The sequence below is a fragment of the Pandoraea commovens genome (genome assembly GCF_902459615.1).
In the GTDB taxonomy this organism is placed as follows: domain Bacteria; phylum Pseudomonadota; class Gammaproteobacteria; order Burkholderiales; family Burkholderiaceae; genus Pandoraea; species Pandoraea commovens.
The window spans coordinates 512,943-537,897 of the sequence record NZ_CABPSA010000002.1; the positions used below are offsets into that span (position 1 = coordinate 512,943).

Here is a 24,955-nt window from a genome sequence, read left to right on the forward strand (position 1 = left end):
CCGCCTCGCGCTCGACGGGCAAATTGCCACTGGCCTTCAATGCGGCCCTCCCGCCCGGAGCTGCCCGTGTCAAATAACGGCGGCGGCCTGCTCAAGCACATCGTCATTCGCACGCTGATCGTCACGATGGCGCTGGTCGCCATCGGCCTGTTCGGCCTGCTTGCGCTCGCGTCGGCCAATACCGAATTCTTCGATCGCTATTATTCGCTGCTCTACACTGCGAATATTGCGGTCGCATTCATCTTCGTCTTCATCGTCGGCGCGCTCGTCTGGATCATTCTCGTGCGGCTGCGCCAGCGACGTTTCGGCACGCGACTGCTCGCCAAGCTTGCGATCTTCTTCGCGCTGGTGGGTGTGCTGCCGGGCGGCATCATCTATCTCGTATCGCTGCAATTCGTCTCGCGCAGCATCGAATCGTGGTTCGACGTGCGGGTCGAAACGGCGCTCGACTCCGGTCTCGAACTCGGGCGTGCGATTCTGAACAACGGTCTGTCCGATCTGAGTGCGAAGGCACAACTGGTGGCCGACAATCTGGCGTCGAGCGGCGAGAAGGGCGGCACGCTCACGCTGCTACGCATGCGAGATCAGTTCGGCTTGCAGGACGCGACCATCGTCGACGGCAACGGTCGTGTGCTGGCCTCGGCCTCAGGCAACTTCAACGCGCTGGTGCCCGATCTGCCCACCGCGCTGATGTTGCGACAGGCGCGCACGCAACCGCGTGGCTACACGGCCATCGAAGGCGGTAGCGAGGGCTACGACCGGCACGAAGGACACGATCAGTTGCGCTGGCGCGTGGTGATCCGCATTCCGTCGAGCTACACGTCGTCGTTGCAGGACGACGAACGGTTTCTGCAAGTCACCCAACTGGTCCCGGCCAATCTGGCCAAGAGCGCCGAGGCCGTGCAGAACGCTTATCGCGAGTATCAGGAGAAGGCGCTGGGACGCACGGGCCTTCGCAAGATGTACATCGGTACGCTGACGCTATCGCTGTTCCTCGCGACCTTCGTGGCGATGATGCTCGCGCTGGCGCTCGGTAGTCAGCTGGCGCGTCCGCTGTTCCTGCTCGCGCGCGGCACGCAGGAAGTCGCGGCTGGCGACTTGTCGCCCAAGGGGGAAGTGCGCACCAATGACGAATTGGGTTTTCTGACGCAGGCGTTCAATGCGATGACGCGTCAGTTGTCCGACGCGCGCGCTACCGTGGAGCGCAACCGTCTCGCGCTGGAAAGTTCGAAGGCGCACCTGGAGTCCATTTTGTCGAGCCTGACGGCCGGTGTGTTCGTGTTTGATCGCGATTTCCGACTGACGACGGCCAACGCCGGCGCCGAGCGCATCTTCAAGCAGAGTTTTCAGGGCGAGTTGAATCGCTCGCCCGCACATATTCCGGCGCTGGTAGAGTTCGGTGAAACGCTGCGTCGAGCGTTCGCCGATCGCGACGCCAATGCCGACCTCGGTCCGGGCGGGCACTGGCAGCAGCAGATCGGTCTGACGCTGCCAGGCGAAACTGACGGTGTGACGCTGCTGGTACGTGGCTCGCATTTGCCGGAGCCGATGGTGGCGGTGGGCGGAGTGCCGACCAGCGCAGGCGGCGGCTACGTGGTGGTGTTCGACGACATCAGCGACGTGATCTCCGCGCAGCGCTCGGTGGCATGGGCCGAAGTGGCGCGGCGTCTGGCGCACGAGATTAAGAATCCGCTCACGCCGATTCAGCTCTCGGCGGAGCGTTTGCAGATGAAGCTGTCCGACAAGCTGCCGCCGGCCGACGCCGAAGTATTGCGCAAGGGCGCGACGACCATCGTCAATCAGGTGGCGGCCATGAAGCGCATGGTGGACGATTTCCGCGACTATGCGCGACTGCCGCCCGCGATCATGCATCCGTTGCAACTCAACGAGCTGATTGGCGAGGTGCTGACGTTGTACGGTGTGGATGAAGGACGCGGCACGATCCGTCCGTACCTCGATGCGGAGCTGCCGGAGATTCGCGGAGACTCGACGCAATTGCGGCAGGTTATCCATAATCTGCTGCAGAATGCTCAAGATGCGGTCGGCGGAACCGAAAACCCTCTTATCACGGTGGAAACGAAGACAGTAGAATACGCAGGAACGGATGTGCATCCCGGCGAACCGAAGCGCACAGCAGTGCGTCTGACGATCACGGACAATGGGCCGGGCTTCCCGGCGCGCATTCTGACCCGCGCATTCGAACCCTACGTGACGACCAAATCGAAGGGCACCGGGCTCGGGTTGGCGATGGTCAAGAAGATCATCGACGAGCATCAGGCGCGTATCGATATCCGTAACCGGTCTTTACCCGAGGGCGAAGGCAGTGCAGGTGCACAGATTTCGATCTTGTTTACTCAATTGGCTGACGACCAGGAACTGCCGCGCAGCAAGCCGGCAGAACACACGAAGGTAGCGTAAATGGCAACCATTTTGGTGGTGGATGACGAAATGGGGATCCGGGAGCTGCTCTCGGAGATTCTGAGCGACGAGGGGCATGCCGTGGAGGTGGCGGAGAACGCGCAGGAAGCGCGCGCTTTCCGTGCCGCACACACGCCCGATCTCGTGCTGCTCGATATCTGGATGCCCGATACCGACGGCGTGACCTTGCTCAAGGAATGGGCGGCACAGCAGTTGCTGACCATGCCCGTGATCATGATGTCCGGACATGCCACGATCGACACCGCCGTCGAGGCGACGAAGATCGGTGCGCTCAACTTCCTAGAGAAGCCCATCGCCCTGCAAAAGCTGTTGCAGGCGGTCGAGCAGGGGTTGGCGCGCGGCAAGCGCGAAGCGTCCGGTGGGGCGGCAAGCGCCTTCGAAGGCGACGACGACGCACTCGAAGCCGGTGTCTTCGGCGAGAGCGAGCCGCGTCACGCCGGCGCGGGCCTGAACGGTACGGCCTCGCATCACGTGCCGCTCGGCGTGAGCGATGCGGACGGCGTGAGCGGTCTGGGCGGTGCGGGCATGTCGGCGGACATCTCCTTCGACGTCCCGCTGCGCGAAGCCCGCGACGCCTTCGAGCGCGCCTACTTTGCTTACCATCTGGCCAAGGAACACGGCAGCATGACGCGCGTAGCCGAAAAGACCGGGCTGGAACGTACGCACTTGTATCGCAAGCTCAAGCAACTGGGCGTCGAACTTTCCAAGAGCAAGACCTGATGGAACGGCGGTGTGGCGCGCGCAAAGGTGCCGTCATGCCGCTTCGCTGCAGATTTTTTAGATTAGGGGCTTGCGCAAAGCGTATTCGTTCTCTATAATCGCTTTTCTCTTGGCCCGGTAGCTCAGTTGGTAGAGCAGCGGATTGAAAATCCGCGTGTCGTTGGTTCGATTCCGACCCAGGCCACCAAATTCGAAGGGCTTGCGCATATCGCAAGCCCTTTTTGCGTTTGACCGAAAACGCTGCCCGATGATGGGTATAACGGCCCGGCGATAGCTGCGCGGGGCAACGCGGTTCAAAATCGCGTGACAACTCCCGCACGCGGGTTGCCCGGAAGGTCCGGGGACGTTCGAGATAGCGATGTCCGTACGTCCCGAATGTCCGAAAGGTCCGATCTTCGATGGCAGCCGCAAGCGCGTGCCCCGGCCCCCGCTGTCGCGATGCCTCGATGCTCCGACGGCAAGGGCGATACTGCTAGCGCATGATCATGACGACAAGCACCGATTCCGCTCTGGTTCTGTTCTCCGGTGGACAGGATTCGACCACCTGCCTCGCGTGGGCGCTCTCGCGCTACGCGCGCGTCGAGACGCTGGGTTTCGATTACGGCCAGCGCCATAGCGTCGAGCTGGAGTGCCGCACCGACGTGCTGGCCAAGCTCCGCGAACGTTTTCCGCAGTGGGCGCCGCGACTGGGCGACGATCACATGATCGACCTGTCGATTCTCGGTCAGATCAGCGAGACCTCGCTCACGCGCGAAACCACGATTGCGATGGCGGCGAACAATCTGCCGAATACCTTCGTGCCGGGACGAAATCTGCTGTTTCTGACGATTGGTGCGACCATTGCGTATCGCCGAGGTTTGCGGGTACTCGTCGGCGGTATGTGCGAGACGGATTTCTCGGGCTACCCCGATTGCCGCGACGACACCATGAAGGCGCTTCAGGTCGCGCTCAATCTGGGCATGGACCAGCGCTTCATCGTCGAGACACCGCTGATGTGGATCGACAAGGCCGACACGTGGCAGATGGCGCAGGATCTGGGCGGCAACGTGCTCGTCGAGACCGTGCGAGAAGACACGCACACGTGCTATCTGGGCGAGCGCAGCGTGCTGCACCCGTGGGGCTACGGATGTGGCGAATGCCCGGCGTGCCAGTTGCGTCAGCGCGGCTACGAGCAGTGGCGGGCGCGCGATAACCAGAATCAGGGTCGCCAGGCGGTCTGATTCTTCATAGTCGAATCGAGAGCATCATGACGTACGCGGTAAAGGAAATCTTCTACACATTGCAGGGTGAGGGCGCGAACGCCGGGCGCCCGGCCGTGTTCTGCCGGTTTGCAGGCTGCAACCTGTGGACCGGGCGCGAAGAGGACCGTGCCGATGCCGTCTGCCAGTTCTGCGATACGGACTTCGTCGGCACCGATGGCGAGAACGGCGGCAAGTACCGTACGCCGGCCGACCTCGTCGCACAGGTCGTCGCGCTGTGGCCGCAGGACGATCGCGCGCACCGCTTCATCGTGTGCACCGGCGGCGAGCCCCTGCTTCAGCTCGACGCCCCGCTGATCGCTGCGCTGCATGCCGAGGGTTTTCGCATTGCCGTGGAAACCAATGGCACGCAAGCGATTCCCGAAGGCATTGACTGGGTGTGCGTGAGCCCGAAGGCAGATGCCGAACTGATCGTCACGCGTGGCGACGAACTGAAGGTGGTGGTGCCGCAGGATCGTCAGCGTCTGGCCGATTACGAAGCGCTCGACTTCACGCACTTCTATCTGCAACCGATGGATGGCCCGTTGCGGGACACGAATACCAAGCTGGCGATCGACTATTGCAAGTCGCACCCGCGCTGGTCGTTGTCGATGCAGACGCACAAATACCTGAATATTCCCTGAGCCGTTGCTGTGATTACGATTACCCGGAAACTCGAATTCGATGCGGGCCACCGCATTCCCGATCACCGAAGCCAGTGCCGCAACCTGCACGGGCATCGCTATGTGCTGGAGATCACGCTCGCCGGTGAAGTGAGCCGTGAGAGCGGTGCGTCCGACAACGGCATGGTGATGGACTTTGCCGACGTGAAGGCGCTCGCCAACGAGCATCTGGTCTCGGTGTGGGACCACGCGTTCCTCGTCTATGAAGGCGACACGGCCGTGCGGACTTTCCTTGAGACGATGCCCGACCACAAGACCGTGGTGTTCGACCGCGTGCCGACTGTCGAGAATCTCGCCGCTGCCGCATTCGACAAGCTGAGCCATGTGTTCGATGCGCATTACGGTCGCGACCTGCGTCTGGTGCGTCTGCGTCTGTACGAGACGCCGAACTGCTGGTCGGAAGTGACCGCCTGAGCTACGGCTTGCGCGAATCGGCCGTTATCCTCTGGGATGAGGCCCGAGATGTCACAGAACCGATACTTCACCCGCAATCGCGACGGCTGCGGGTGAAAGCATGACCGAAAGTCGAAACCCGCCAGATACTGGATCTGGCGGGTTTTTTATTTTTCGGAGAAGCGATGGTGAGAGCAAACACTATGGTAAGTATTCCCGGCGCCTGCAATTTCGTTGCCGGAGACTCGGAGACGGATGTCCGTCTGTGTTCGGTTCGCCGCCTCGATTCGGGATTCGATACGTCGTCGTTCTCTCGGGCGGCGAACCGGTTGAGCGTGACGGCTCCGCCTGCCTCGGCATTGAACGCGGTATGTCCCGGATATGACGGGTTTCGCAACGACCTCACTGGCGTGCGTCCGTACGGCGATCCGCCGCCACCGTATGCGCTACCGGGCCAAGTGCCCGAGGTGCTGCCACCCGGCCCGCCGCCCGCCTACTCGGCAGAGGATGCCTGGCAAAGCCACTTTGTCAGGCCGTCTGCGCCACCGCTGGACGACGATCGGTCCACCATCTCCCGCTATCTCGACGCAGGTCATCCCCGCTCCGATGTGTGACATCGCGCTATGATGCGGCTGGTTACACGTAACTCGCATCTATAACGTCAATCGCCAACACCCGATATCGCGAAGGGGGACTCTCATGATCAAGACATTGCTGCGCGGCCTGCTGACCGCATTCCTGTTCACTGTTTTTGCTGTACCGGCTACGTCGGCCTTTGCGGAAGACAAGGTCGTGTATCACATCAACGACGCCGAGCATCAGGCGCTCGCAGGCTTGCGCAACATCCGCAACCAGCTGGACACGGTGCCGGACACCAAGATCGTGGTCGTCGCGCATTCGCAGGGTGTCGATTTTCTGATGGAGAGTTACAAGGATGCGGCGACCGTCGGGCCGCTGATCTCGGCGCTGCATGCACGCGGCGTCAAGTTCGAGGTGTGCGAAATCACGCTCAAGCAGCGCAATCTGAAGAAGGATCAGTTCGTGCTGGACGCGGACTTCACGCCGTCCGGCGTGGTCGAACTAACGCGCTTGCAGCAAAAGGGCTATTCCTACATCAAGCCGTAAGCACGATAGCGCGACAGCGGTCTCACCCCGAAGCCCCGGTTTAAGCCGGGGCTTTTTGTTTGGCGCACAATAGGCGTACGTCCGTTCCCGGAGGTGTGCCATGACCCGTGCCGTCCCGACGTCTTTCGCCCTGCGCCGCGTGTTTGCCGGTGCCGTCATCGTGCTTGCAGGCGTTGCGTGCGCCCCGGTCCCCTACGCGGTCGCCGCCGCACAGGCGCCGGCGCAGGCCCTCACCGACCAGGCCGTGCATCAGTACGAGGCGGGCCAGCAAACGCAGGCGCTCGACGCGTTTCGCCGTGCCGCCGAGCAGGGCAATCGCCTCGCGCAGTTCGACTACGCGATGATGCTGCTCAACGGCGAAGGGGTGACGGCCGATCCCAACGGCGCTGTGCAATGGCTGGAACGTGCCGCCAACGCGGGCATGACGCAGGCGCAATACGTCTACGGCAAGATGTTCGACGACGGCTACGTTGTGAATAAATCGATTCCTCAGGCCAACCTCTGGTACGAGAAAGCAGCGAAGCAGGGCCATGTGCAGGCGCAGGCGGCCATTGCCAACGAGTACTTCATCGGGCGGGGCGTGCCCAAGGACTACAAGACCGCCTTCACCTGGTACGAGAAGGCGGCGCGCGGCGGCGACCTGCCGTCGCAATACATCGTGGCGAGCTATTACGAGCGCGGCTACGGCGTTGTGACGCCCGATCCCGAGCGCGCACGCCTGTGGTACGAGAAGGCCGCTGCACAGGGCGACGTCGCCGCGCAGGGCAAGCTCGAGGCCATGAACCGTGAACGCGCGCAACGCCCATCATCCGTTCTGCCCACTCAGCCTGCGCCAGCCGTGCGATAGCGCAGCGGACTCTTGAAATCCTGATCACGCATCTCCCGGATGCGAAGAATCCCATCATGAATCGCTGATCCCGGGTCGGTATTCTCAGCCTCAACGAATTCATTGTTGAGGAGCGCGAACGACGAACACCGCCGACGTCGACTGACAGTCCGGTATCGCTTGCCCGCGAAGAGATGATGGAATCAGACCTCCGAACCGACGAGATCGACGACATCCCCCAAGGGGCGGTGCTGCGTCTGCTGACTGGCCCGATGCGCGGCTGCGAATTCGCGCTGCCGCCCGGGGTGACGCTCTTCGTCATTGGCCCCAGCGATCCCGCTTTCGATCGCGGCTGGCAGACGGAAATGCCGCCCAACGCCATCTATGTGCCGATGGATGGCGAAGGTGGCGACAACTTCGAAGTGCTGGTCGACGACGCCGGGCGCGATGGACTGTTCGTGCGCGTACTCAGTGAAGGTGCCGGTGCGGAAGTCGCTATCGACGCCTCGCAGATCGCCCGCATCGGCGATGTTCGCGTGGGCGTGAAGCGCATCGATGCGGCGTGGTCCGACGAGGTGCAGCGCAGCTTGTGCGCCCACACGCGGCCCGACGACGAGGTAAGCCCGTCGCGTACGCGCCGCCGCTGGCAGCGAGCGTTCTGGTCGTGCGTTGTCGTCGTGCTGCTCGTCGCAAGCGCGTTCTTCTACTGGCGCTCGGAGCCGCAACGTCAGGCGCAGAGCATATCGGAATATCTCGAATCGCTCGGCGGTCGCGCCATCGTGCTGCCCGGCAACGATGGCCATCTCTACGTGCTTACGGAAGACGGCGCCGCGCGTAACGCATTGGCGCGCGCGCTCGGCGCAGAGGTCATGAAGCGGGAAAAGCTGGTGCTCGTCGCACTCGACGAAGAGAACGCGCGCATCACGCAGTGGATCGATACATCGCGCACCGAGGTGCTGTATTTCAAGCTCTCGCTCGACGACCCGGCCGTGCCGGAGCTATGGATCAATCGCAAGCAGAAGGGGTTGTCCGACGTGGAGATGGCGCAGTTCCGCCAGGCCCTGCTGGAGCGGATTCCCTATGCCCATCGCGTGAACATCACGCTGCATGACGAAACCGAAGCCAACGGCGAAGCCGAGGACGCGCTCAAACGTCAGATGGTCCCGTTCCTGCGCACCGATACGCCGGAAGGCGTGACGTTCCACATCAGCACGGAACTCGATGATGTCCAGCTGCGCCGTCTCTACGGCTTTATGCAGACCTTCGAGAAGCGATGGGGCAAGCGTCTGGTGCACTTCAACGTCGACCTTCGCGACGACTGGACGGCAAAGCAATCGTATGCGTACGGTCCGGCCGCTTATGTGAAGGACGGACCACATCAGTGGCGATTTATTAACCGGCAGTAATGCCGCACAGGAGCTTGGAAAAACCATGACTGGAAGCATTCCGGGAATCAGGAGCGAAGATCTGACTTACCTTGAGCAGACGTCGAAGGAATTCAACGGACCGACGTCGGCCTTGAAGAAGCGCATGGACGAGGCGATCGACAAGATCAAGAGCAAGCCGACCGAATCGGAGGGTATGGCCGAGTTTCAGGCGGCGATGGCCGCCTACACGACGATGCGCGCCGCACAGTCAGGCACCGTCAAGACACTGAAGGACACGGTGCAAGGGGTCATCTCCAAGTACTGAGGCACGCGTCATCGCGTGTCATCGAACGCTCATGCGTTCACCGCTATATCGAACGAGGCTGCCATGCTACTTGATCCTTCGCTCTTATCGGTCCGCTCGCTGGACTCCCACGCATCGGTGTCTGCGACCGATCCCGCTGCAGGCCAGACACTGGAGTCGCGTTTCATGAACGCGGTGGCCAATCTGTCCGCCGATTTCGAAGCGGACCGCGCAGGCATCACGGCAGCTGTGTCGCGCTTCGATCCCAGCAATTCGGAGAGCGCGATGGACTTGCAAAATCGGCTGGCCGTCTACGGCATCGATGTCGGCATGGCGAGTTCGCTCGCGCGTAAATCGGTAGCGGCCGTTGAGGCGCTGCTTCGGTAATGCGTCGCTACGTCTTTCTCCTCGTCGCCGTGCTGGCACTCACGGGATGCCGCAAAGCCGAGACGCTGCTCAGCGCGCTCGACCAGCAGCAGGCCAATGAAGTGGCTGCCGTCCTTCTGCGTCACGACATCGCGACGCAGAAGACCGACGGGGGAAAGGCGGGTTATTCGATTTCTGTCGACGCTGCCGATTTTCCACAAGCGGTGGACTGGCTCAAGACGTACGACTTGCCGTCGCGTCCCCGTATGGAAATCGCCCAGATGTTCCCGCCCGATTCGCTCGTGGCGTCGCCCCGCGCCGAGCGGGCGCGTCTGTACTCCGCGATCGAGCAGCGGCTGGAGCAGTCCGTCCGATTGATGAGCGGCGTACTCGCGGCGCGCGTGCACGTGAGTTATGACGTGGACGCGCAAGCGGGTAACGCACCGATGTCCAGTCCACATATTTCTGCTGTCGTCGTATATCGGAACGACTTCGATGCGACGGCGCTGATCAACGACATCCGACGATTTCTCAAGAACAGCTTCGACGATGTGCGCTACGAGAACATCTCCGTCGTGCTCTCGCGGCAGCCGGTCTCGCTCAGTGCGGGTCCGTCGTTGCCCGTCGAGAAGCGAACGAACGAAGGCCGCCCGCTCTGGCCGCTTCTGGTGGTCGGCGTGCTGGCTTGCGCGGGGCTCGCTGCGGCGCTGAGAGCGCGCACAAGGTGGCCGCGACGCCGTGACGTCGCGCAAGTGCCGGAGGGCCGATGATGGCCTTGTACCCGACACCCGACCTGCACGAGTCGCCGAGTCCGATTGCCGTGAGCTGGCGCACGATGATGTTCGACCCGGTGTCGTACATCCATCCGGCGCGCTTTACTTATCCGGTGCAGTTCTCGTTGCCGCGTCAGCGAGCCGTGATCAACGAAATGCTCATGGCCGGATTTCGGCTCGACAGGCACTGGCCGTTCGATCAGATCGGCATCGTCGAGCGGCCTTGGGTACTCAACTGGCGACTGTTGCCGCAGGTGGCCTATCTGATGGGATGTCAGGTGCACAAGGCGAGTCTGTGTCGTCGCGCTGCGCTGCTCGGATTGCCCCGGTGGGCCTATGCATACGCCCGGTTGCCGGTGCTCGATGCGATGCCGTCCGCCGTGGCGGCGCCGCCGTCGCACAGCGAATTGCTCGGGGAAGGGTTTGTGCGGCTCATGGCGTTGAGTGCATCGCTTCGTGAACCGCTTCGTCAGCGTTTGCCATTGCTGTTTCCCCCCCTCGACTCTTGCGCCGCCGACATGCCCGACGCGCGTGACGTGCGACTTTTCGTGACGGCTCTGCAATATGCCAAGAAGCATCCCTATTCCCCCCCAGACACGCGTCATTGACGGTGTCGTCGTGAGCCGCGAGGAGTTGGTCCGCGGGACGCTGACCGAACGCGTCGACGACGACATTCGTCGGTGGGCGAAGCGGCGTGTCGCAGAGACGCAGCACACGATGGCGGGGCAACGAGCGCGTGCGACGCACGCCGGGTATCGCGACGGTATGGCCATGGCGCTCGAAGACGTGGTGGCACATCTGATGCGCACCGAGCAGATGTGCCTGCGCTGGCGCGGCGAAATGATCGAACAGGTGCGCGGCTTGCTGACGTGCGCGTCGCGCCATCCGGAGGCACTGCTCGCCGCGCTCGACGACGCGCTTCGCACTTTCGCCGACGTGCCGTCCGACGTACCCGTGACGATTGCGTTGCCGGTGCGGCTCAAGCCTCGTCGCGACGACATTCGTGCGCGGGTGGAAGCCGTGTGCCCTGCACCGCTCAATCTCGAATTCAGGGCGACGGACGAGCGCATCTCCGTGCACCGGGGAAGCACTGTGATCGAGTACGACCCGCACGACTACGTCGCACGGGCTGAGGCGGCGCTGGACATCGATCCGAACGCATCGAAAGCGGACTTGCACGCGATGCTGGCACCCGCGCTCAGGTCGCTCGGTGAGCACGTCGCCGCGCTGGCGACGGACTTGACTCAGACAGGAGGCGACGATGAACACTGTTGAAGGCGTCTCGACGATCTCACCGATGTCCGCAGACGTTGGCAACGAGCCGATACCGATGTCGCTCGCCGAGCGCGTACGCGGCATGCAAATGGCGTCGCAGGGGCAGCCGCCCGTGTCGGACATCGATGCGCCGTCGTCCGACGTCGGTACGCACGAGGACGACAAGGATGCGGACCCGCCCAACGAATGGCGAGCGTTGTTCATACGTCAGCTATGGCTGGCGTCGTTCGAAAGAAGCCAGGAGCAAGCCGAGGAAATTGGCGACATGTGACGCGCCGGCGGCACATGCCACGGAATAGTGAAACGGAAGAACCGTCGAGCTTCGACGGGAAGTGAGGTGGTCGATGAGAAGCATGAAGATCATGGAAGAAGCGCAAGCGCTGTGCGAAAACCAATCGTGCGCGCTGGCATGCGGCGGCGTGTGGTTCGTGTGTTCGCCGCCGTCCACCCGAAGCCTGTTGCTGGAGCTGCAACCGACCGGCAACGTGGGGCCGACGCGACTGGAGCTGAGCCCCGGGTATTGCGGATTGCTGATGCACGGCAAAGGCACGCTGCTGGTCAGAGGCGGCACGCTGCACTACCAACGGCTGCACTGCAACGTGCTGGTCAAGCTGCTGGCGTTCATGGACGAGGCGCACGCGATGGGCAACGACTCGGACGACCACTACCGGCGCTGCGCCGTGCCTGCGCTGCATCGGGTGCCGGTTGAGACACCGTGGGCCGACCGTCGGCAGTGCGAGTTGTGGTTCCTGAGTCAGATGGCTGCGCCGGGCGAGGGCTTTCGCACGATGCTCGACGTGCTGCGCCGTTGCGAATCGTACGACCTGATCCGCTTTCTGCTGACGCGCGCACCCGCCGGCGGCACGTTGCGTCACATGTGCACCAAGTACGGCGTGTCGTACTCGCACTTTCGGCGACTGTGCCGTGGCGCACTGGGGGAATCCGCGAAGATCGCGTTGCGCGATTGGCGCATGGCGCGCTCGATGCTTGAAGTCGCCCAGGGGAACGACAGCTTCACGGAGATCGCGCTGCGCAACGGCTATGCGTCGTCGTCGCATTTCTCCACGGAGATCAAGGAACTGATCGGGATGTCGCCGACCAGTGCCGCAGGCGCGTTGCGAACGTTGGCCCGATGAAGAAGACGCACTACGTCGTCTGCGCGATGCTCGCCGCAGGCGCTTCGAACGTTGCCGTCGCCTCGTGGGCGACGGCGTTGTCCTCGGCAGGCGCGCTCGACGGTGCTTCGCCAGCGTCGGCACCCCCGGCCGTGATCGAGCCGCAAGCACAGACGCAACCGCAGACGCCGGAACCCGTGCGTGAGCGTGCGCCCAATCCGGAGCAGGCGGCGCAGGAGTTGCAAGCCGTCGCTGCCGTACCGACGCCGGTGGCACAGGTAGCGCAAGGGGCTGGCGCATCGGGTGGCTACGTGGCACGCAATGACAATCTGCGTGTGTTCTTCGCGGCGCTATCGCCGTATCTCGGCCGTCCGGTCATTGTCAGCAATCTGGCCGCGAAGAAGCAGGTTTCCGGCGATTTCGACTTGAACAACGCCCGTGCGCTGCTGGAATCGATGGCGAACCGGCTGGGCCTCATCTGGTATCACGACGGGCAATCGATCTTCATCTACGACGCGTCCGAGATCCGCAATGCAACCGTCTCCATGACGCACACGACGCTGTCCGATCTCGTGTCGTATCTGCGCAGTGCGGGGCTTTACGACCGACGTTACCCGATACGCGGCGAGGCGAGTCGCAAGGTGTTCTACGTTTCCGGTCCGCCGGTCTTTGTCGATCTCGTGCTCGCAGCGTCGCGCTCGATCGATCGCACGACGGTCAACGACGTTCCGGCCGCCGGACCCGACCGGATCGGGGTGGTGCGCATGGAAAACGGCTTCGTGTCCGATCGCACCTATCAAATGCGCGACGAGAAGATCGTCATCCCCGGGATGGAGTCCGTGATCAAGGAGCTGGTGGAGACCGCCCGGGGAGGCGCGGGTAGCCTGGGCGGCCTGCTACCGCCGTCGACGCAGTTACCCCTCTCACCTCAGGACACACGGGGTGTTCCCGCACCGCTATTGCCGCCGGGCCCTAAAGCCGACACAACTTCCCCGCCCGCAGCGCTCAGTGCCGCATCGCCGCTCTTGCCCCCCGCGCGCCCCGGTGGCGTTGGCGAGGGCGGGCGCGGCCAGCTTATCGTGCAGGCGTATCCGGCGGGAAATAGCCTGTTGGTGCGCGGCACGGCCGAACAGGTCGAGCGCATCGAGCGCCTTGTCTCGCGCCTTGATGCGCCACGTCGTCATATCGAGTTGTCGCTATGGATCATCGATGTGCGCAAGGAAGCGCTCGATTCGCTGGGCGTGGACTGGTCGGGCGGTGTCGCCATCGGGTCTCACGTGGGCGTGTTGCTCAACGCGACGGCGCCGGTCAGTACGCTCGACGGCGTGCGCTTTCTGGCGAAGATTCAGGCGATCGCCACGCGTGGACAGGCGACCGTGGTGTCGCGTCCCGTGATCCTGACGCAGGAGAACATCCCTGCGATGTTCGACGGTAGCCAGACGTTCTACGTGCCGCTCGAAGGCGAGCGCACTACGGATCTGCGCAGTGTGACCTACGGAACGATGATCAGCGTCTGGCCGCGCTTTGCCGGGCGCGACGAAATCGAAATGACGCTCAACATCGAAGACGGCACGAGTGCGCCCGGCAAGGAGAGCGATGCCGATAGCAAATACACCGTGCTGCCGACGGTATCCCGCACACGCATCAGCACCATTGCGCGTGTGCCCCAGGGCAAGAGTCTGCTCATCGGCGGCTATACGCGAGACGGCGGCGACACCGTCGAGAAGAAAATCCCGCTGCTCGGCGATATTCCGTGGATCGGCCGTGCGTTTCGCTATACGAGCAAGGCCCAGAACAACGAGGTGCGCGTTTTCCTGATTCAACCCCGTGAGATCGACGGCCCGCTTCAGCACGACGCCAGCGATATCGCGGGCGACACCGTGGCGACGTTGCCTTATCCCATCGACGGGGTGTCGAAGGACATTCGCGCAACGACCGGGCTCGATCCGGCGCGTGCAGACCAAGCTGCCGACGCACGCGAAGCGCCGGGCGCATCCCCTTCCCAACCCCCGACCGACACGAGCGCGGAACAGAACACGCGCACCGAGTCCGTCATTCCTAACACGGGAGCCGACCGTGGCCAGTCTTAATGCTATTCAGCCGTCATCGTCGTCAATCTCGCAGACTTCCGCCACGTCGCAGGGACGGCAACGGGCAGCGCGCTCGCACGACGATGACGACGGCCCCCAGCGGATTCTCTCGGGGGGGCCGGTCGCCGACATCCGAAGGACACTGGAGTCCGCCGACGAAATGTCGTCCGTCATGGCGCAGTTCCGGCTGCGCACGATGCGCAAGGAAGAGAATCGCGGCATGGCGCAGAGTTACGACTACATTCTCGAAGAGGACGCGCCGAACAAGATCCTGGCGATTCTCGGCGCGTCGTGGGTCACGGCCGAAGGGTTGAACCGACTGCTGAAAGACGCCTTCGACGACGTCACCGACCGATGGCTCGCCCTTCAGGCGCTCGACACGCAGCGTGAATCGCTCGACAGCGCCCAACAGCAAGCCCTGACCGAAGCGATCCAGCTTGCGCAGGACGCGCCCCGCAAGGAGATCCGCGAGCGCAAGGCAGGCATTCATTGCGCGATCAAAGCACGCCTGAGCGCGAAGCAGATGCCGCTTGAGTTCGGCCCGCGTATGTTGCGCGCGGCATATCGTGAGTTTCTGATCAACGACGCCGAGACGCCCGACATCGATATCTACCAGTCGTGGATCTCCCGATTCGGCTATACGCGACGCGAGCAGGTGCTCAATTTCATCGAAGAGGCGTTTGTCGACGACATGCGCTCGCTCGACCCGAGTAGCACAGAGGCGGAGGCGCTTTCACCGACGCAACGCCTGAGCGTCCTGAAGCGCCTGCGCACGTGCGAGCGCACGTTCGTGCAACGGGTCAGCACCAGTCCGTTTGCCAAACCCTTCAATTCCAACGAAGAAGACTGGCTGCATTTCGTGCTCGCGATTCTGACCGACCCTCGCGCGCTCGACGAGTGCATGAGCGCAGTCGCAGGACCCGCCGCATTGCTGCAGGACAACGGCGCGCACGGTCGACTGATCGGACTGCTGTACCGGGCTTGCAGCGAGTTGCCGGGCGAGCCGTTGCAGACGCAGCAGGCGCGCGACGTGCTGCTCGACGGCTTGCGCGATCTCGCCGACGCGGCATACCGCCGCGAGCGCAGCGATCGTGCGTCCGACCCCGTGTCGCGACATCGCCGGAGCGCGTAATGCCCGCAGCGTTACTGAGCGAACTGCGGGGTCGTCCCGAGGTCGTCATTCTGATTCTGATGTCGTGCGTGATCGCCATGCTGGTGATCCCGTTGCCGACCTATCTGGTCGACTTTCTCATCGGCGTGAACATTGCGATTTCCGTGCTGCTTTTCCTCGGCGCGTTTCACATCGAGCGGATTCTGAACTTCTCGTCGTTCCCTTCGATGCTGCTCATCACGACGCTGTTTCGGCTGGCGTTGTCGATCAGCACCACGCGCCTGATTCTCATCGATGCCGACGCGGGAAAAATCATCGATTCGTTCGGCCAGTTCGTCATCGGCGACAGCCTGGCGGTCGGGTTCGTGGTGTTTGCCATCGTCACCATCGTGCAGTTCATCGTGATCGCCAAGGGTTCCGAGCGCGTGGCCGAAGTCGCTGCCCGCTTTTCGCTCGACGGCATGCCGGGCAAACAGATGAGTATCGATGCCGACGTGAAGGCGGGCACCCTCGATAACGACGGCGCCCGCGAGCGTCGCAGTGTGCTGGAGCGCGAGAGTCAGTTGTACGGATCGTTCGATGGCGCGATGAAATTCGTCAAGGGCGATGCGATTGCGGGCATCGTCATCATCTTCGTCAATCTCATCGGCGGCATCATTGTTGGCATGACGCAGCGCGGCATGGAGTTGGGTGGCGCACTGGAGACCTACACCACGCTGACCATCGGCGACGGTCTCGTCGCGCAGATTCCGGCGCTGCTCATCTCGGTGTCGGCGGGCTTTGTCGTCACGCGTGTGAACGGCGAAGCCGACAATATGGGGCGTACGATCGTCAGCCAGTTGATGGGCAACCGCTTCGTGCTGGGTGCGACGGCGCTCCTCACGCTGATCATCGGCACGCTGCCGGGCTTTCCGTTTCCGACCTTTTCTCTGCTGGCTTGTCTGCTTGCGCTGGCTTGCTACTTCGCAAAGCCGGACACCGCTGCGGCGGGGCATTCGGGCAACGCGACGAAGGCGGGCAAGGGTGACAAGAGCGACAAGAGCGCCAAGCCGGGCGATGGTGCCGCAGGCAAGGCGGGCAAGCCCGGAAAGGCACATCCCAATGCGAAAGCGGACAGCTCGCTCATGTCGATCGACAACCTCGACAGCGTCGCGCCGTCGACAGCGCCGCTGGCCATCGTGATTCCGTCTGCGGAACTGCCGTCGTTCGAAGCGGCAGGCTTCACGGAGCGGGTCCGCAGTCAGTTCTTCACCGACTTCGGCGTGCACCTTCCGGAGATCCTCTTGCAGGGCTCGTCGTCGCTCGGCGAAGCGCGCGCCGCTGTCTATATCAACGAAGTGCGTGCCGACGAGTTTGTCATTTTCTACGATCGCGTGCGCGTGGACGCCTACACAGGCGAAATCGCGGCCCTGCAATACGACCCGGTCTTCTCCGGTCCCGAGCGCGGCCGTTGCGCGTGGGTGACGCCTGCGCAGGGCGAGGCGCTCGCTGCGATGCGACACCTCACGCATCCGCCAGCTGACGAGTTGTATCAAGGGATGGCGGTTCTGCTCACGCGACACGTGAACGAGTTCTTCGGCATTCAGGAGACGAAGAAGATGCTCGATCTGGTCGAGCAGCATTACCCGGATCTGGTCAAGGAGGTGCTGCGGCACGTGGCATTACAGCGGGTCTCCGAGATTCTGCAACGTCTTGTCATGGAGCGGATCTCCGTGCGCAACATGAAGCTCGTGATGGAAGTCCTCGCCATGTGGGCCCCACGTGAGAAGGATGTGCTGAATCTTGTCGAGCACGTGCGCGGCGCGCTGGGCCGCTACATCTGCAACAAGTTTCTGCGCAGCGGTGAGTTGCGCGTCGTGATGCTTTCCGCGGAGATCGAGGAGAGTGTGCGCCGTTCGATCCGGCAGACAGCCGGTGGCGCGTTCGTCAATATGGACCCGAAGGACGCCGAGGCGCTGCTCGACCGCGTAGCACTCGCGCTCGACGCGTCCGGGCGGCCCCACAAGGACCTGGTGCTGCTGGCGTCGGTCGACGTACGACGCTTCGTGAAGAAGCTGGCGGAAACGCGCTTTCGCGATCTGGAAGTGTTGTCTTTCGGCGAGCTGGTCGACGGTGTGTCCGTCAACGTGATCAGCACGATCTGAGAGTGTCGATGCCCACCATGAAGCAAACGCCGATTCAAACAAAGACCCGGGGCAACCCGTCGTTCATCCGACCTCTCTCGCTGATCTCACGCATCGCCGGACACACGGCCGAGGCGCACATCCCGGGGGTGACCATCGGCGAGATTTGCGATATCCGCCGCACGTGGCGAGACGCGCACGTCGTGGGGCAGGCGCAGGTGATCGCGGTGCACGACGAACGCGCCATTCTCAGCCTGTTCGCCGCCACACAAGGGTTGTCTTGCGATTCGGCATTGCTACCCACGGGACGTCAGGCATCGTGCCGCCCGCATGAGGCATGGCGCGGGGCCGTGCTCGACGCTGGCGGCGGTATCGTGGACCGCATCGACGGGCAGCCGCTGGCGCCGGTGCGTGGGGGGGCGACGGAGCGCGCGCTGCTGGCACCGGCGTTGCCCTATCTCGAACGCGTGGGCGTCGATAGCGCCCTGCATACGGGCCTGCGCGCCATCGATGCGCTGATGCCCTGTGGCGTAGGGCAGCGTGTCGGCATCTTTGCGCCCGCAGGGTGCGGCAAGACGTCGTTCATGAACGCGCTGCTGGCCGGCGTGGAGGTCGACACGACGGTGATTGCGCTGATCGGCGAGCGGGGGCGCGAGGTGGTGGAGATCGTAGAAGCGCTGAGAGCGTCGCCGGGCGCGCAGCGCTGCGTTGTGATCTTCGCAACGTCGGATGCCCCTGCCGTCACGCGCCGCAACGCTGCGCTGCTGGCGACCACGGCCGCTGAACACTTTCGCGATCAGGGGCAGCGCGTGGCGCTGTTCGTCGACTCGCTGACCCGCTACGTGCGCGCGTGCCGCGATCTGGCGCTGGCGACCGGCGAGCTGCCCATGCGCGCGGGCGTGCCCGCATCCGTCTACACGAGCCTGCCTCAGCTGCTGGAGCGCGCTGGGGCCTCCACACGCGGCAGCATCAGCGCCTTCTACACAGTGTTGCTGGAAGACGACGAGATGCCGGACCCCATGGCCGAAGAGATTCGCTCGATCCTCGACGGACACATCCATCTGAGCGCCCAACTGGCGCACCGGAACCACTATCCGGCCATCGACGTGCTACGGAGCGTGAGCCGAGTCGCGACGCGCGTCGCGCCGCCTGACCAGATGCGCACGGCGGGCGAGGTACGCGCATGGCTCGCGCGTCTCGAATCGTTGCAGACGCTGGTGGACCTCGGCGAATACCGGCCCGGCGTGAATGCGCAGGACGACCGCGCGATGGAGGCGAAGCCGTACATCGAAGCTTTCCTGAAGCAAGGGGCGCACGAATGGTCGTCCGCCGAGGAGACGCTGAGGAGGTTGCATGAAATCGTGGGGTGACGCACGACGACTCTATCGCGGTGCGTCGCAGATCAAGGAGATTCAGGAGCGTGCGCTGCGCAGCATCTCGTTCAGGGACGCCGATCTTGTCAGACAGTCCGACGAGATCGTGGCGCAACGCGACGCGATTCTCGCGTTGATCGCTTCGTCGAAGCCGTCGCAGCTGGAATCGGATATCAATGGACTGCGCGGCGGCATGCGCGTCACGGGGCTGTTGCGTCAGCAGGTGCGCGATCTCGATGTGAAGCTCGCGACACTGGCCGAATCGCGCGAGCAGTTGGAGACCGACCGCGAACTGACCGAGAACGAGCGGCGTCGATGGTGGCGCAAGGAGACGAAGTACACACGTCTGGCGAAGACATTGCGTAGCGACGCTCGCAAACGTCAGGCGTATGTGGAATGTAGCGAACTTGAGGAACATCAGTCATGGCGCAGGTAAGCGTGGCAGGCACGGCCGAGGTATCGGCAAGTCCGGACGAGACCGGGCGACAGCAGGCGAGCGACAAAACGATGGCGCAGCGTGTGGACGAAGCGCTGCGCAGGCGCGCGTCCGAGCATCGGAGTGCGGATGACATGCCGGGCGCTGCGCCGCTTTGGGTCTTGGCGATGCCGATGGATCGCCCGCCACCGTTGCGGCTCGACGCGGTGTCAGGGGGCTCGACATCATCGGGCGACGGCGCGTTGTCAGTTCGGCAAACGGGCGCAACATCTGTCGACAGCAGGGATGCAAACGACACGTCGACAAGTCACGACGGTGCGCGTAAGGCGCTTGTCGAGTTGCTCAGGACGAACCGACTGGTGAGTGACGGCCCGACACGATCAGTCACCGCCAAGCGCACGGACGCATCGCTTGTCACCGGTATCCCCCAAGTCGAAGCCGACAGTGCTTCGGTGCAACGTCGCAACGCACGGTCGCCGATGACCGACGGCGTTGGCGGTACTGGTGGTACTGGTGGTACTGGCGGTACTGGCGATGTCGGCGAATCGATCACTGCGGCCGTGGACGGTCGCGCCGTGACGGCGTTGGGTGCAGCATCAGAGGTCGGGCAGGATGCCGGGGCGGAAGCTGGACCACGTCACGACGCACGTGAGCGGTCGCATCGCGGGGAGGGCGGCGTCGGCGCGCCCGGCACTTCGACGCCACAAGTCACGCAGGGACATGCGCTCGCGCTACATCCGGGCGTGCGTCGATTCGCTGCGCAGGTGCCGCACAAACCCATGGCACCGCGTGCACCTGTACACCCGTCACCCAGCGATGTTGCACACAGGTCGATCACCGGTGGCGACGGCATGCGCTACGCATTCGGGAGTTGGGGCAAAGGGCACTTCGTCAACGTGCGGGTCGTGCAAGTGGACGGCAGACGAGGCTTTGTGCTTGGCGCATCGGACGCGATGGTGCAGCGGCGGTTGTCGGCCGCGCTGCCGGGGGCGGCGTCTTCGTCGGACGAAGGTGCGTCGCGCCGCGTCGGTGTGCGCGCCATCGAGGCCGTCGAAAAACTGGACAGCACAAACGATGAGGACGCCGGATGCTGAAACTGCGGCGCATCGACGAGGGACTGTTGCGGCTCACGCTGGCAGCGGATGCCTGGCAAGCGCGGGGCTGGTCGGCATCGCTTGAATATCTGCCACGCATGGGGTCCTGGATTCGCGTGCAGGACACAGCGCACACGTGGCAAGGGTGGGTGGAGCCCGGCATGTGGCTCGAAGGTGCCGCGCATGAGTTGGCCTCGCTCGCGTGTTGCGCCGATTCCGAGCAACTGGCGGCGAGGTTGTTCACGGTGACGGCAACCCCGTTGCATCTGCCGATGCCCGAATTACGTTACGACGTGCTCGATGTCGGCACGCCGATCGACGGTGCGGCGCTACCCGAAGCGATGCTGCTTAAGGTGCGGGCGGCGGAGTGCCCCGTATGGCTCACGCGAGTGCCCGAGGTACGGGCCACGATGCCGCTCGACGTGAGTGGTGTGCGCTTCTCGCTCGATGTGGAGATTGGCCGTAGCCCGGCCCGGCTGGCGACGCTGCGTAGCATCCGTCGCGGCGATGTTCTGATCGTTCGCGACGTGAAGCGTCGGTTGAGTTGTGCGGGAAGTGTGATCGGCGGTTATCAACAAGAGGAGGGGAGCGGGATGCTGGAAACCTATTTGCACGACGAGATCGAGGACATGATGCCTGAGCGTGCGCGAGAGGGCGACGACTTTGGCGACATGGCAGCGACCTCCGGCGGGGCGACGTCGCTGGCCCAATTGCCTGTCGAACTGGTGTTCGTGCTGCAACGCGAGCGCATGACGCTTGCCGAACTGGAGCAACTCGGCCGCACGCGTGTGCTTGCGTTGCAGCCGGGCGCGGAGCAGCACGTGGAGGTGCGCGCCAACGGCACGTTGCTCGCGCGTGGCGAACTCGTGCAACTCGATGGACGGCTGGGCGTCGAGATCTTCGAGTGGCTGATGGAGACGGATGACGCGCAACGGGAAGCAAAGGGACTGAGTCATGTGGAGTGATGTACCGGCGATTGCGGTACTGAGCTTCTTCACGCTGCTGCCGTTTCTGGTGGCGTCGGGTACCTGCTTCGTCAAGTTTTCCATCGTGTTCGTGATGGTGCGCAACGCGCTCGGGCTGCAACAGGTGCCGAGCAATATGACGTTAAACGGCGCGGCGTTGCTGATCTCGGTATTCGTCATGCTGCCGGTGACGACGGCGGTGCTCGACGCGTATCAGGCAAACCCCGTCAACTTCGCCGATCCGAATTCGGTGCGTCGCTTTCTCGACGACGGCCTCGCGCCCTATCGCGATTACCTGCTCAAGTACGCCGACCCGCAGTTGACGCAGTTCTTCGCGCGTCAGGAAGTGACCCGCGACGGCGCCAGTGTGCCCCTCGACGCGACTGCACCGTCCATCTTCGCGCTGCTCCCGGCGTATGCGCTCACCGAGATCAAGAGCGCGTTCACGATCGGCTTTTATCTGTATCTGCCGTTCGTGGTCGTCGATTTGGTGGTCTCCAGCGTGCTGCTCTCGCTGGGCATGATGATGATGAGTCCGGTGACGATCTCCGTGCCGATCAAGCTCATTCTCTTTGTGGCGATGGACGGATGGTCGCTGTTGTCGCAAGGGCTGGTCAGCCAGTATCTGCATTAGGTCGCGCGCTATGGATAACCTGATCTATGCGGGCAACCGCGCGCTGTACCTGGTGCTCATTCTGTCGGCCGGTCCTGTCGCGGTGGCCACGCTCGTCGGTGTGATCGTCGGCTTGCTCCAGACGGTTACACAAGTGCAGGAGCAGACGTTGCCGTTCGGCCTGAAGTTGCTCGCTGTCTCGCTGAGTCTGTTTCTGCTCGCCGACTGGTTCGGCGAGACGCTGGTCGGCTACGGCGCGGCGATGCTGAAACTGGCCATGACGGGCAAAGCCTGACATGGATGTGTCGCTCGTCTTCGCGCACCACGACGGCATTCTGGCGGTCGCGATAGCGTACGCGCGTGTCGCGCCGTCGGTGTTCTTGCTGCCGATCCTCAACGGGAATGTGTTATCGGGCGTCGTGCGTACGACCGTTTCCATGTGGATGGCCGTAGGTGTCTGGCCTTACGCCTATGGGGCGCCGCTCCCGCTGGACGGCTACGTGTGGGCGCTACTGCTGCGCGAGGTAGCGCTGGGGCTGGTGATCGCCGTGGCCGTGGCGATGCCGTTCTGGGTATTCCATGCGCTGGGGGCGTACATCGACAACCAGCGCGGCGCCACGCTCAGCAGCGTGATCGATCCGGCGAACGGCATCGATACGTCGGAACTCGCCGGGTTCTTTCAGTGGTTCGGGGCGGTGATCTATCTGCAACTGGGCGGCATGACGTTACTGCTCGAAGTGCTGGCACGCAGTTACCGCGTGTGCGAGCCATTCGGGCAGTGCACGATCTCGGTTTCGCGCGTTCACGAATTCCTCGATGTGCTGGTCAGTCACGCGATTGCGCTGACGGCGCCGGTGGTCGCCGCGCTGTTCCTGTCCGAACTGGTGCTGGGGCTGTTGTCGCGCTTCGCACCGCAGGTCAATGCTTTTGCGCTGTCGCTGACGATCAAGAGTCTCATCGCGTTTGCCATCTTGCTGATCTACTTCTCCGCGACGTTGCCGGACGCGCTCGTGTCGATGTTCATGCGTCCCGACGACGTTGTGCGCTGGCTCACGCCGGTCGCGGGACCGTAGACGCGAGCGCGGTATGGGCGAGAAAACCGAGAAGCCGACACGCAAGCGACTGAAGGACGCCGCGAAGAAGGGGCAAGCGTTCAAAAGCAAAGAACTGACGATGGTCACGCTGGTGTTCGTCGGCCTGATTTTCGTGCTGTCGAGCGATCCGCTGGTGTGGCTGATGCAGGAATACCGGCAGGTGCTGGCGAATGGCGAATTCACCGATCCGCAAGCCTTCGCCGTCAGACTGTTCAAGCATGGCTTGCAGATGTTGATGCCGGTGCTGCTCGTATGCGTTGTGGCGGCGGTGCTGCCAGCCTTGCTGCAGACCGGCTTTGCGTGGGCGAGTGAAGCGATCAAGCTGAATCTCGGGGCACTCAATCCGATGGCGGGCACCAAGCGCATCTTCAGCTTGCGCACACTCAAGGATTCGCTCAAGTCGGTGCTATACCTGCTTAGCTTCGGTGCCATCGTCGTGGTGCTGTGGTCCAGCGCCAAGGGATTACTGTTCGCGCAGATTTACATGAGTCCGGCGGGTGTGGGCGCGGCGTGGGCCGAACTTGTACGTAAGCTGATCTGGATCTCGCTCGCGTGCGTGGTGCCCATCGCCGTGCTCGATGCGATGGTCGAGTTCTGGTTGTTCATGCGCGAGCAGCGCATGGAGCGCCATGAAGTCAAGCGCGAGCAAAAGGATACCGACGGCAATCCCGAAATCAAGCGACAGCGCAGGACGCTGCACCACGAGTTGCTGTCCGAGGCCGTGAAGTCCGACGTGCGCGACTCGCGTCTGATCATCTCGAATCCCACACACATCGCGGTGGGGATCTATTTCCGTCCCGATGTCATCGCACTGCCGTTCATTTCCGTCATGGAGACGAATGCACGCGCACTCGCGGTGCGCAAATACGCCGAGTCGCAGGGCATTCCCGTGATCGGCGATATCGCGCTCGCACGGCGTCTGTATCGGACGCACCGTCGTCATACGTTCGTGGCGCTCGAAGAACTCGACGCCATCATGCGGCTGCTCATCTGGCTGGAAGACGTCGAGCGCGCAGGCACGCAGGATGACGAGATCGGTGATGAGAGCGACAACCTCGGCGAAAGCGACGACGACGCGCCAAGTCAAAACGTTAGTCCCCATATTCAATAGAACGCTTTTTGGAAGTCTCCCAAGGAACGCGTTGCTTAAATGGTAGCTATCGGGATGCAGTTATGAGACGACGAGCGACACATTGCGGCCCCCCGAATATTTGAGACCACGGGAGGAAAGATGGTGCGCGAGGACATGTGCCATCTCGCGATGCTGCGCAACGCGGGCACGTTTGCGAGTTTTGCCGAACCGGAGGGAACATCCCCGCAACGGGAGTGCCTGCGCGCACTGGCGTGCGATGCGCTCGCCGGATTGCGACGGTCCTTGTGCACCGGTGCGCGTGAAGCGACTTGTGCACCGACGATCGACCTTCCGTCCGAA

27 protein-coding genes and 1 tRNA gene are annotated in these 24,955 nt (G+C 63.2%); all 28 read left to right on the top strand.

Translation table 11 applies throughout. The annotated features are described in order from the left end of the window. Window positions 1-39 precede the first annotated feature (39 nt). Entirely contained in the window at window positions 40-2,418 is a 2,379-nt protein-coding gene (locus tag PCO31010_RS08455) for a sensor histidine kinase (protein WP_281357717.1), read from the top strand. Beyond that, window positions 2,419-3,159: a response regulator gene (locus tag PCO31010_RS08460; RefSeq protein ID WP_150663861.1), complete on the top strand. Its 741-nt coding sequence runs from the start codon at window positions 2,419-2,421 to the stop codon at window positions 3,157-3,159. Between the two features lie 111 nt (window positions 3,160-3,270). Continuing rightward, window positions 3,271-3,346: transfer RNA gene (locus PCO31010_RS08465), tRNA-Phe, on the top strand. A 292-nt stretch (window positions 3,347-3,638) separates the two neighbouring features. Next, window positions 3,639-4,379 carry a 7-cyano-7-deazaguanine synthase QueC gene (gene queC / locus PCO31010_RS08470; RefSeq protein WP_150663862.1) on the top strand — a complete coding sequence of 247 codons (741 nt, stop codon included), beginning with the start codon at window positions 3,639-3,641 and terminating at the stop codon, window positions 4,377-4,379. 26 nt (window positions 4,380-4,405) lie between these two features. Next, the gene (gene queE / locus PCO31010_RS08475; protein ID WP_046290355.1) at window positions 4,406-5,041 is read left to right on the top strand and encodes a 7-carboxy-7-deazaguanine synthase; all 636 of its coding nucleotides are present in this window, start codon (window positions 4,406-4,408) and stop codon (window positions 5,039-5,041) included. A 12-nt stretch (window positions 5,042-5,053) separates the two neighbouring features. After that, window positions 5,054-5,494, top strand: coding sequence for a 6-carboxytetrahydropterin synthase QueD (gene queD / locus PCO31010_RS08480; RefSeq protein ID WP_411829204.1), 441 nt, complete (start codon window positions 5,054-5,056; stop codon window positions 5,492-5,494). 182 nt (window positions 5,495-5,676) lie between these two features. Next, window positions 5,677-6,087, top strand: a complete 411-nt coding sequence (locus PCO31010_RS08485) for a hypothetical protein (RefSeq protein WP_150663863.1) — start codon at window positions 5,677-5,679, stop codon at window positions 6,085-6,087. 88 nt (window positions 6,088-6,175) lie between these two features. Further along, a complete protein-coding gene (locus PCO31010_RS08490) occupies window positions 6,176-6,598 on the top strand; it encodes a DsrE family protein (RefSeq protein ID WP_150664193.1) in 423 nt (140 codons plus the stop codon). A 100-nt stretch (window positions 6,599-6,698) separates the two neighbouring features. Further along, complete coding sequence (locus PCO31010_RS08495; protein WP_150663864.1) at window positions 6,699-7,445, top strand: tetratricopeptide repeat protein; 747 nt, start codon at window positions 6,699-6,701, stop codon at window positions 7,443-7,445. 176 nt (window positions 7,446-7,621) lie between these two features. Continuing rightward, entirely contained in the window at window positions 7,622-8,830 is a 1,209-nt protein-coding gene (locus PCO31010_RS08500; RefSeq protein ID WP_174984519.1) for a PrgH/EprH family type III secretion apparatus protein, read from the top strand. Between the two features lie 25 nt (window positions 8,831-8,855). Further along, entirely contained in the window at window positions 8,856-9,116 is a 261-nt protein-coding gene (gene sctF / locus PCO31010_RS08505; protein ID WP_150663866.1) for a type III secretion system needle filament subunit SctF, read from the top strand. A 63-nt stretch (window positions 9,117-9,179) separates the two neighbouring features. Beyond that, complete coding sequence (gene sctI, locus PCO31010_RS08510) at window positions 9,180-9,482, top strand: type III secretion system inner rod subunit SctI (RefSeq protein ID WP_150663867.1); 303 nt, start codon at window positions 9,180-9,182, stop codon at window positions 9,480-9,482. Continuing rightward, the gene (locus PCO31010_RS08515; protein WP_150663868.1) at window positions 9,482-10,231 is read left to right on the top strand and encodes an EscJ/YscJ/HrcJ family type III secretion inner membrane ring protein; all 750 of its coding nucleotides are present in this window, start codon (window positions 9,482-9,484) and stop codon (window positions 10,229-10,231) included. The genes sctI and PCO31010_RS08515 overlap by 1 nt, the downstream gene beginning before the upstream one ends. After that, on the top strand, window positions 10,228-10,842 hold the full coding sequence (locus tag PCO31010_RS08520; protein ID WP_150663869.1) for a type III secretion apparatus protein OrgA/MxiK: 615 nt from the start codon (window positions 10,228-10,230) through the stop codon (window positions 10,840-10,842). Before PCO31010_RS08515 ends, PCO31010_RS08520 begins: the two co-directional genes overlap by 4 nt. Before the next feature lie 10 nt (window positions 10,843-10,852). Continuing rightward, a complete protein-coding gene (locus PCO31010_RS08525) occupies window positions 10,853-11,509 on the top strand; it encodes a hypothetical protein (RefSeq protein ID WP_150663870.1) in 657 nt (218 codons plus the stop codon). Continuing rightward, a complete protein-coding gene (locus tag PCO31010_RS08530; protein WP_150663871.1) occupies window positions 11,496-11,780 on the top strand; it encodes a hypothetical protein in 285 nt (94 codons plus the stop codon). Before PCO31010_RS08525 ends, PCO31010_RS08530 begins: the two co-directional genes overlap by 14 nt. An 82-nt stretch (window positions 11,781-11,862) precedes the next feature. After that, the gene (locus tag PCO31010_RS08535; protein ID WP_217426148.1) at window positions 11,863-12,645 is read left to right on the top strand and encodes a helix-turn-helix domain-containing protein; all 783 of its coding nucleotides are present in this window, start codon (window positions 11,863-11,865) and stop codon (window positions 12,643-12,645) included. Continuing rightward, window positions 12,642-14,714 carry a type III secretion system outer membrane ring subunit SctC gene (gene sctC, locus PCO31010_RS08540; RefSeq protein WP_150663872.1) on the top strand — a complete coding sequence of 691 codons (2,073 nt, stop codon included), beginning with the start codon at window positions 12,642-12,644 and terminating at the stop codon, window positions 14,712-14,714. The genes PCO31010_RS08535 and sctC overlap by 4 nt, the downstream gene beginning before the upstream one ends. Continuing rightward, entirely contained in the window at window positions 14,701-15,846 is a 1,146-nt protein-coding gene (locus PCO31010_RS08545; protein WP_150663873.1) for an HrpJ domain-containing protein, read from the top strand. Before sctC ends, PCO31010_RS08545 begins: the two co-directional genes overlap by 14 nt. Next, on the top strand, window positions 15,846-17,969 hold the full coding sequence (locus PCO31010_RS08550) for an EscV/YscV/HrcV family type III secretion system export apparatus protein (RefSeq protein WP_150663874.1): 2,124 nt from the start codon (window positions 15,846-15,848) through the stop codon (window positions 17,967-17,969). The genes PCO31010_RS08545 and PCO31010_RS08550 overlap by 1 nt, the downstream gene beginning before the upstream one ends. 8 nt (window positions 17,970-17,977) lie before the next feature. Next, the gene (locus tag PCO31010_RS08555; protein WP_217426149.1) at window positions 17,978-19,318 is read left to right on the top strand and encodes a FliI/YscN family ATPase; all 1,341 of its coding nucleotides are present in this window, start codon (window positions 17,978-17,980) and stop codon (window positions 19,316-19,318) included. After that, entirely contained in the window at window positions 19,302-19,757 is a 456-nt protein-coding gene (locus PCO31010_RS08560) for a hypothetical protein (RefSeq protein WP_150663875.1), read from the top strand. The genes PCO31010_RS08555 and PCO31010_RS08560 overlap by 17 nt, the downstream gene beginning before the upstream one ends. Continuing rightward, entirely contained in the window at window positions 19,745-20,851 is a 1,107-nt protein-coding gene (locus PCO31010_RS08565) for a SpaN/EivJ family type III secretion system needle length determinant (RefSeq protein WP_150663876.1), read from the top strand. Before PCO31010_RS08560 ends, PCO31010_RS08565 begins: the two co-directional genes overlap by 13 nt. Then, window positions 20,845-21,816, top strand: coding sequence for a YscQ/HrcQ family type III secretion apparatus protein (locus PCO31010_RS08570; RefSeq protein ID WP_150663877.1), 972 nt, complete (start codon window positions 20,845-20,847; stop codon window positions 21,814-21,816). Before PCO31010_RS08565 ends, PCO31010_RS08570 begins: the two co-directional genes overlap by 7 nt. Next, the gene (locus tag PCO31010_RS08575; RefSeq protein ID WP_150663878.1) at window positions 21,806-22,450 is read left to right on the top strand and encodes an EscR/YscR/HrcR family type III secretion system export apparatus protein; all 645 of its coding nucleotides are present in this window, start codon (window positions 21,806-21,808) and stop codon (window positions 22,448-22,450) included. Before PCO31010_RS08570 ends, PCO31010_RS08575 begins: the two co-directional genes overlap by 11 nt. Before the next feature lie 10 nt (window positions 22,451-22,460). Continuing rightward, window positions 22,461-22,724: an EscS/YscS/HrcS family type III secretion system export apparatus protein gene (locus tag PCO31010_RS08580; protein ID WP_150663879.1), complete on the top strand. Its 264-nt coding sequence runs from the start codon at window positions 22,461-22,463 to the stop codon at window positions 22,722-22,724. A 1-nt stretch (window position 22,725) separates the two neighbouring features. Further along, entirely contained in the window at window positions 22,726-23,502 is a 777-nt protein-coding gene (gene sctT / locus PCO31010_RS08585; RefSeq protein WP_150663880.1) for a type III secretion system export apparatus subunit SctT, read from the top strand. Between the two features lie 13 nt (window positions 23,503-23,515). Beyond that, complete coding sequence (locus PCO31010_RS08590; protein ID WP_150663881.1) at window positions 23,516-24,634, top strand: EscU/YscU/HrcU family type III secretion system export apparatus switch protein; 1,119 nt, start codon at window positions 23,516-23,518, stop codon at window positions 24,632-24,634. The last annotated feature ends 321 nt before the right edge of the window (window positions 24,635-24,955 follow it).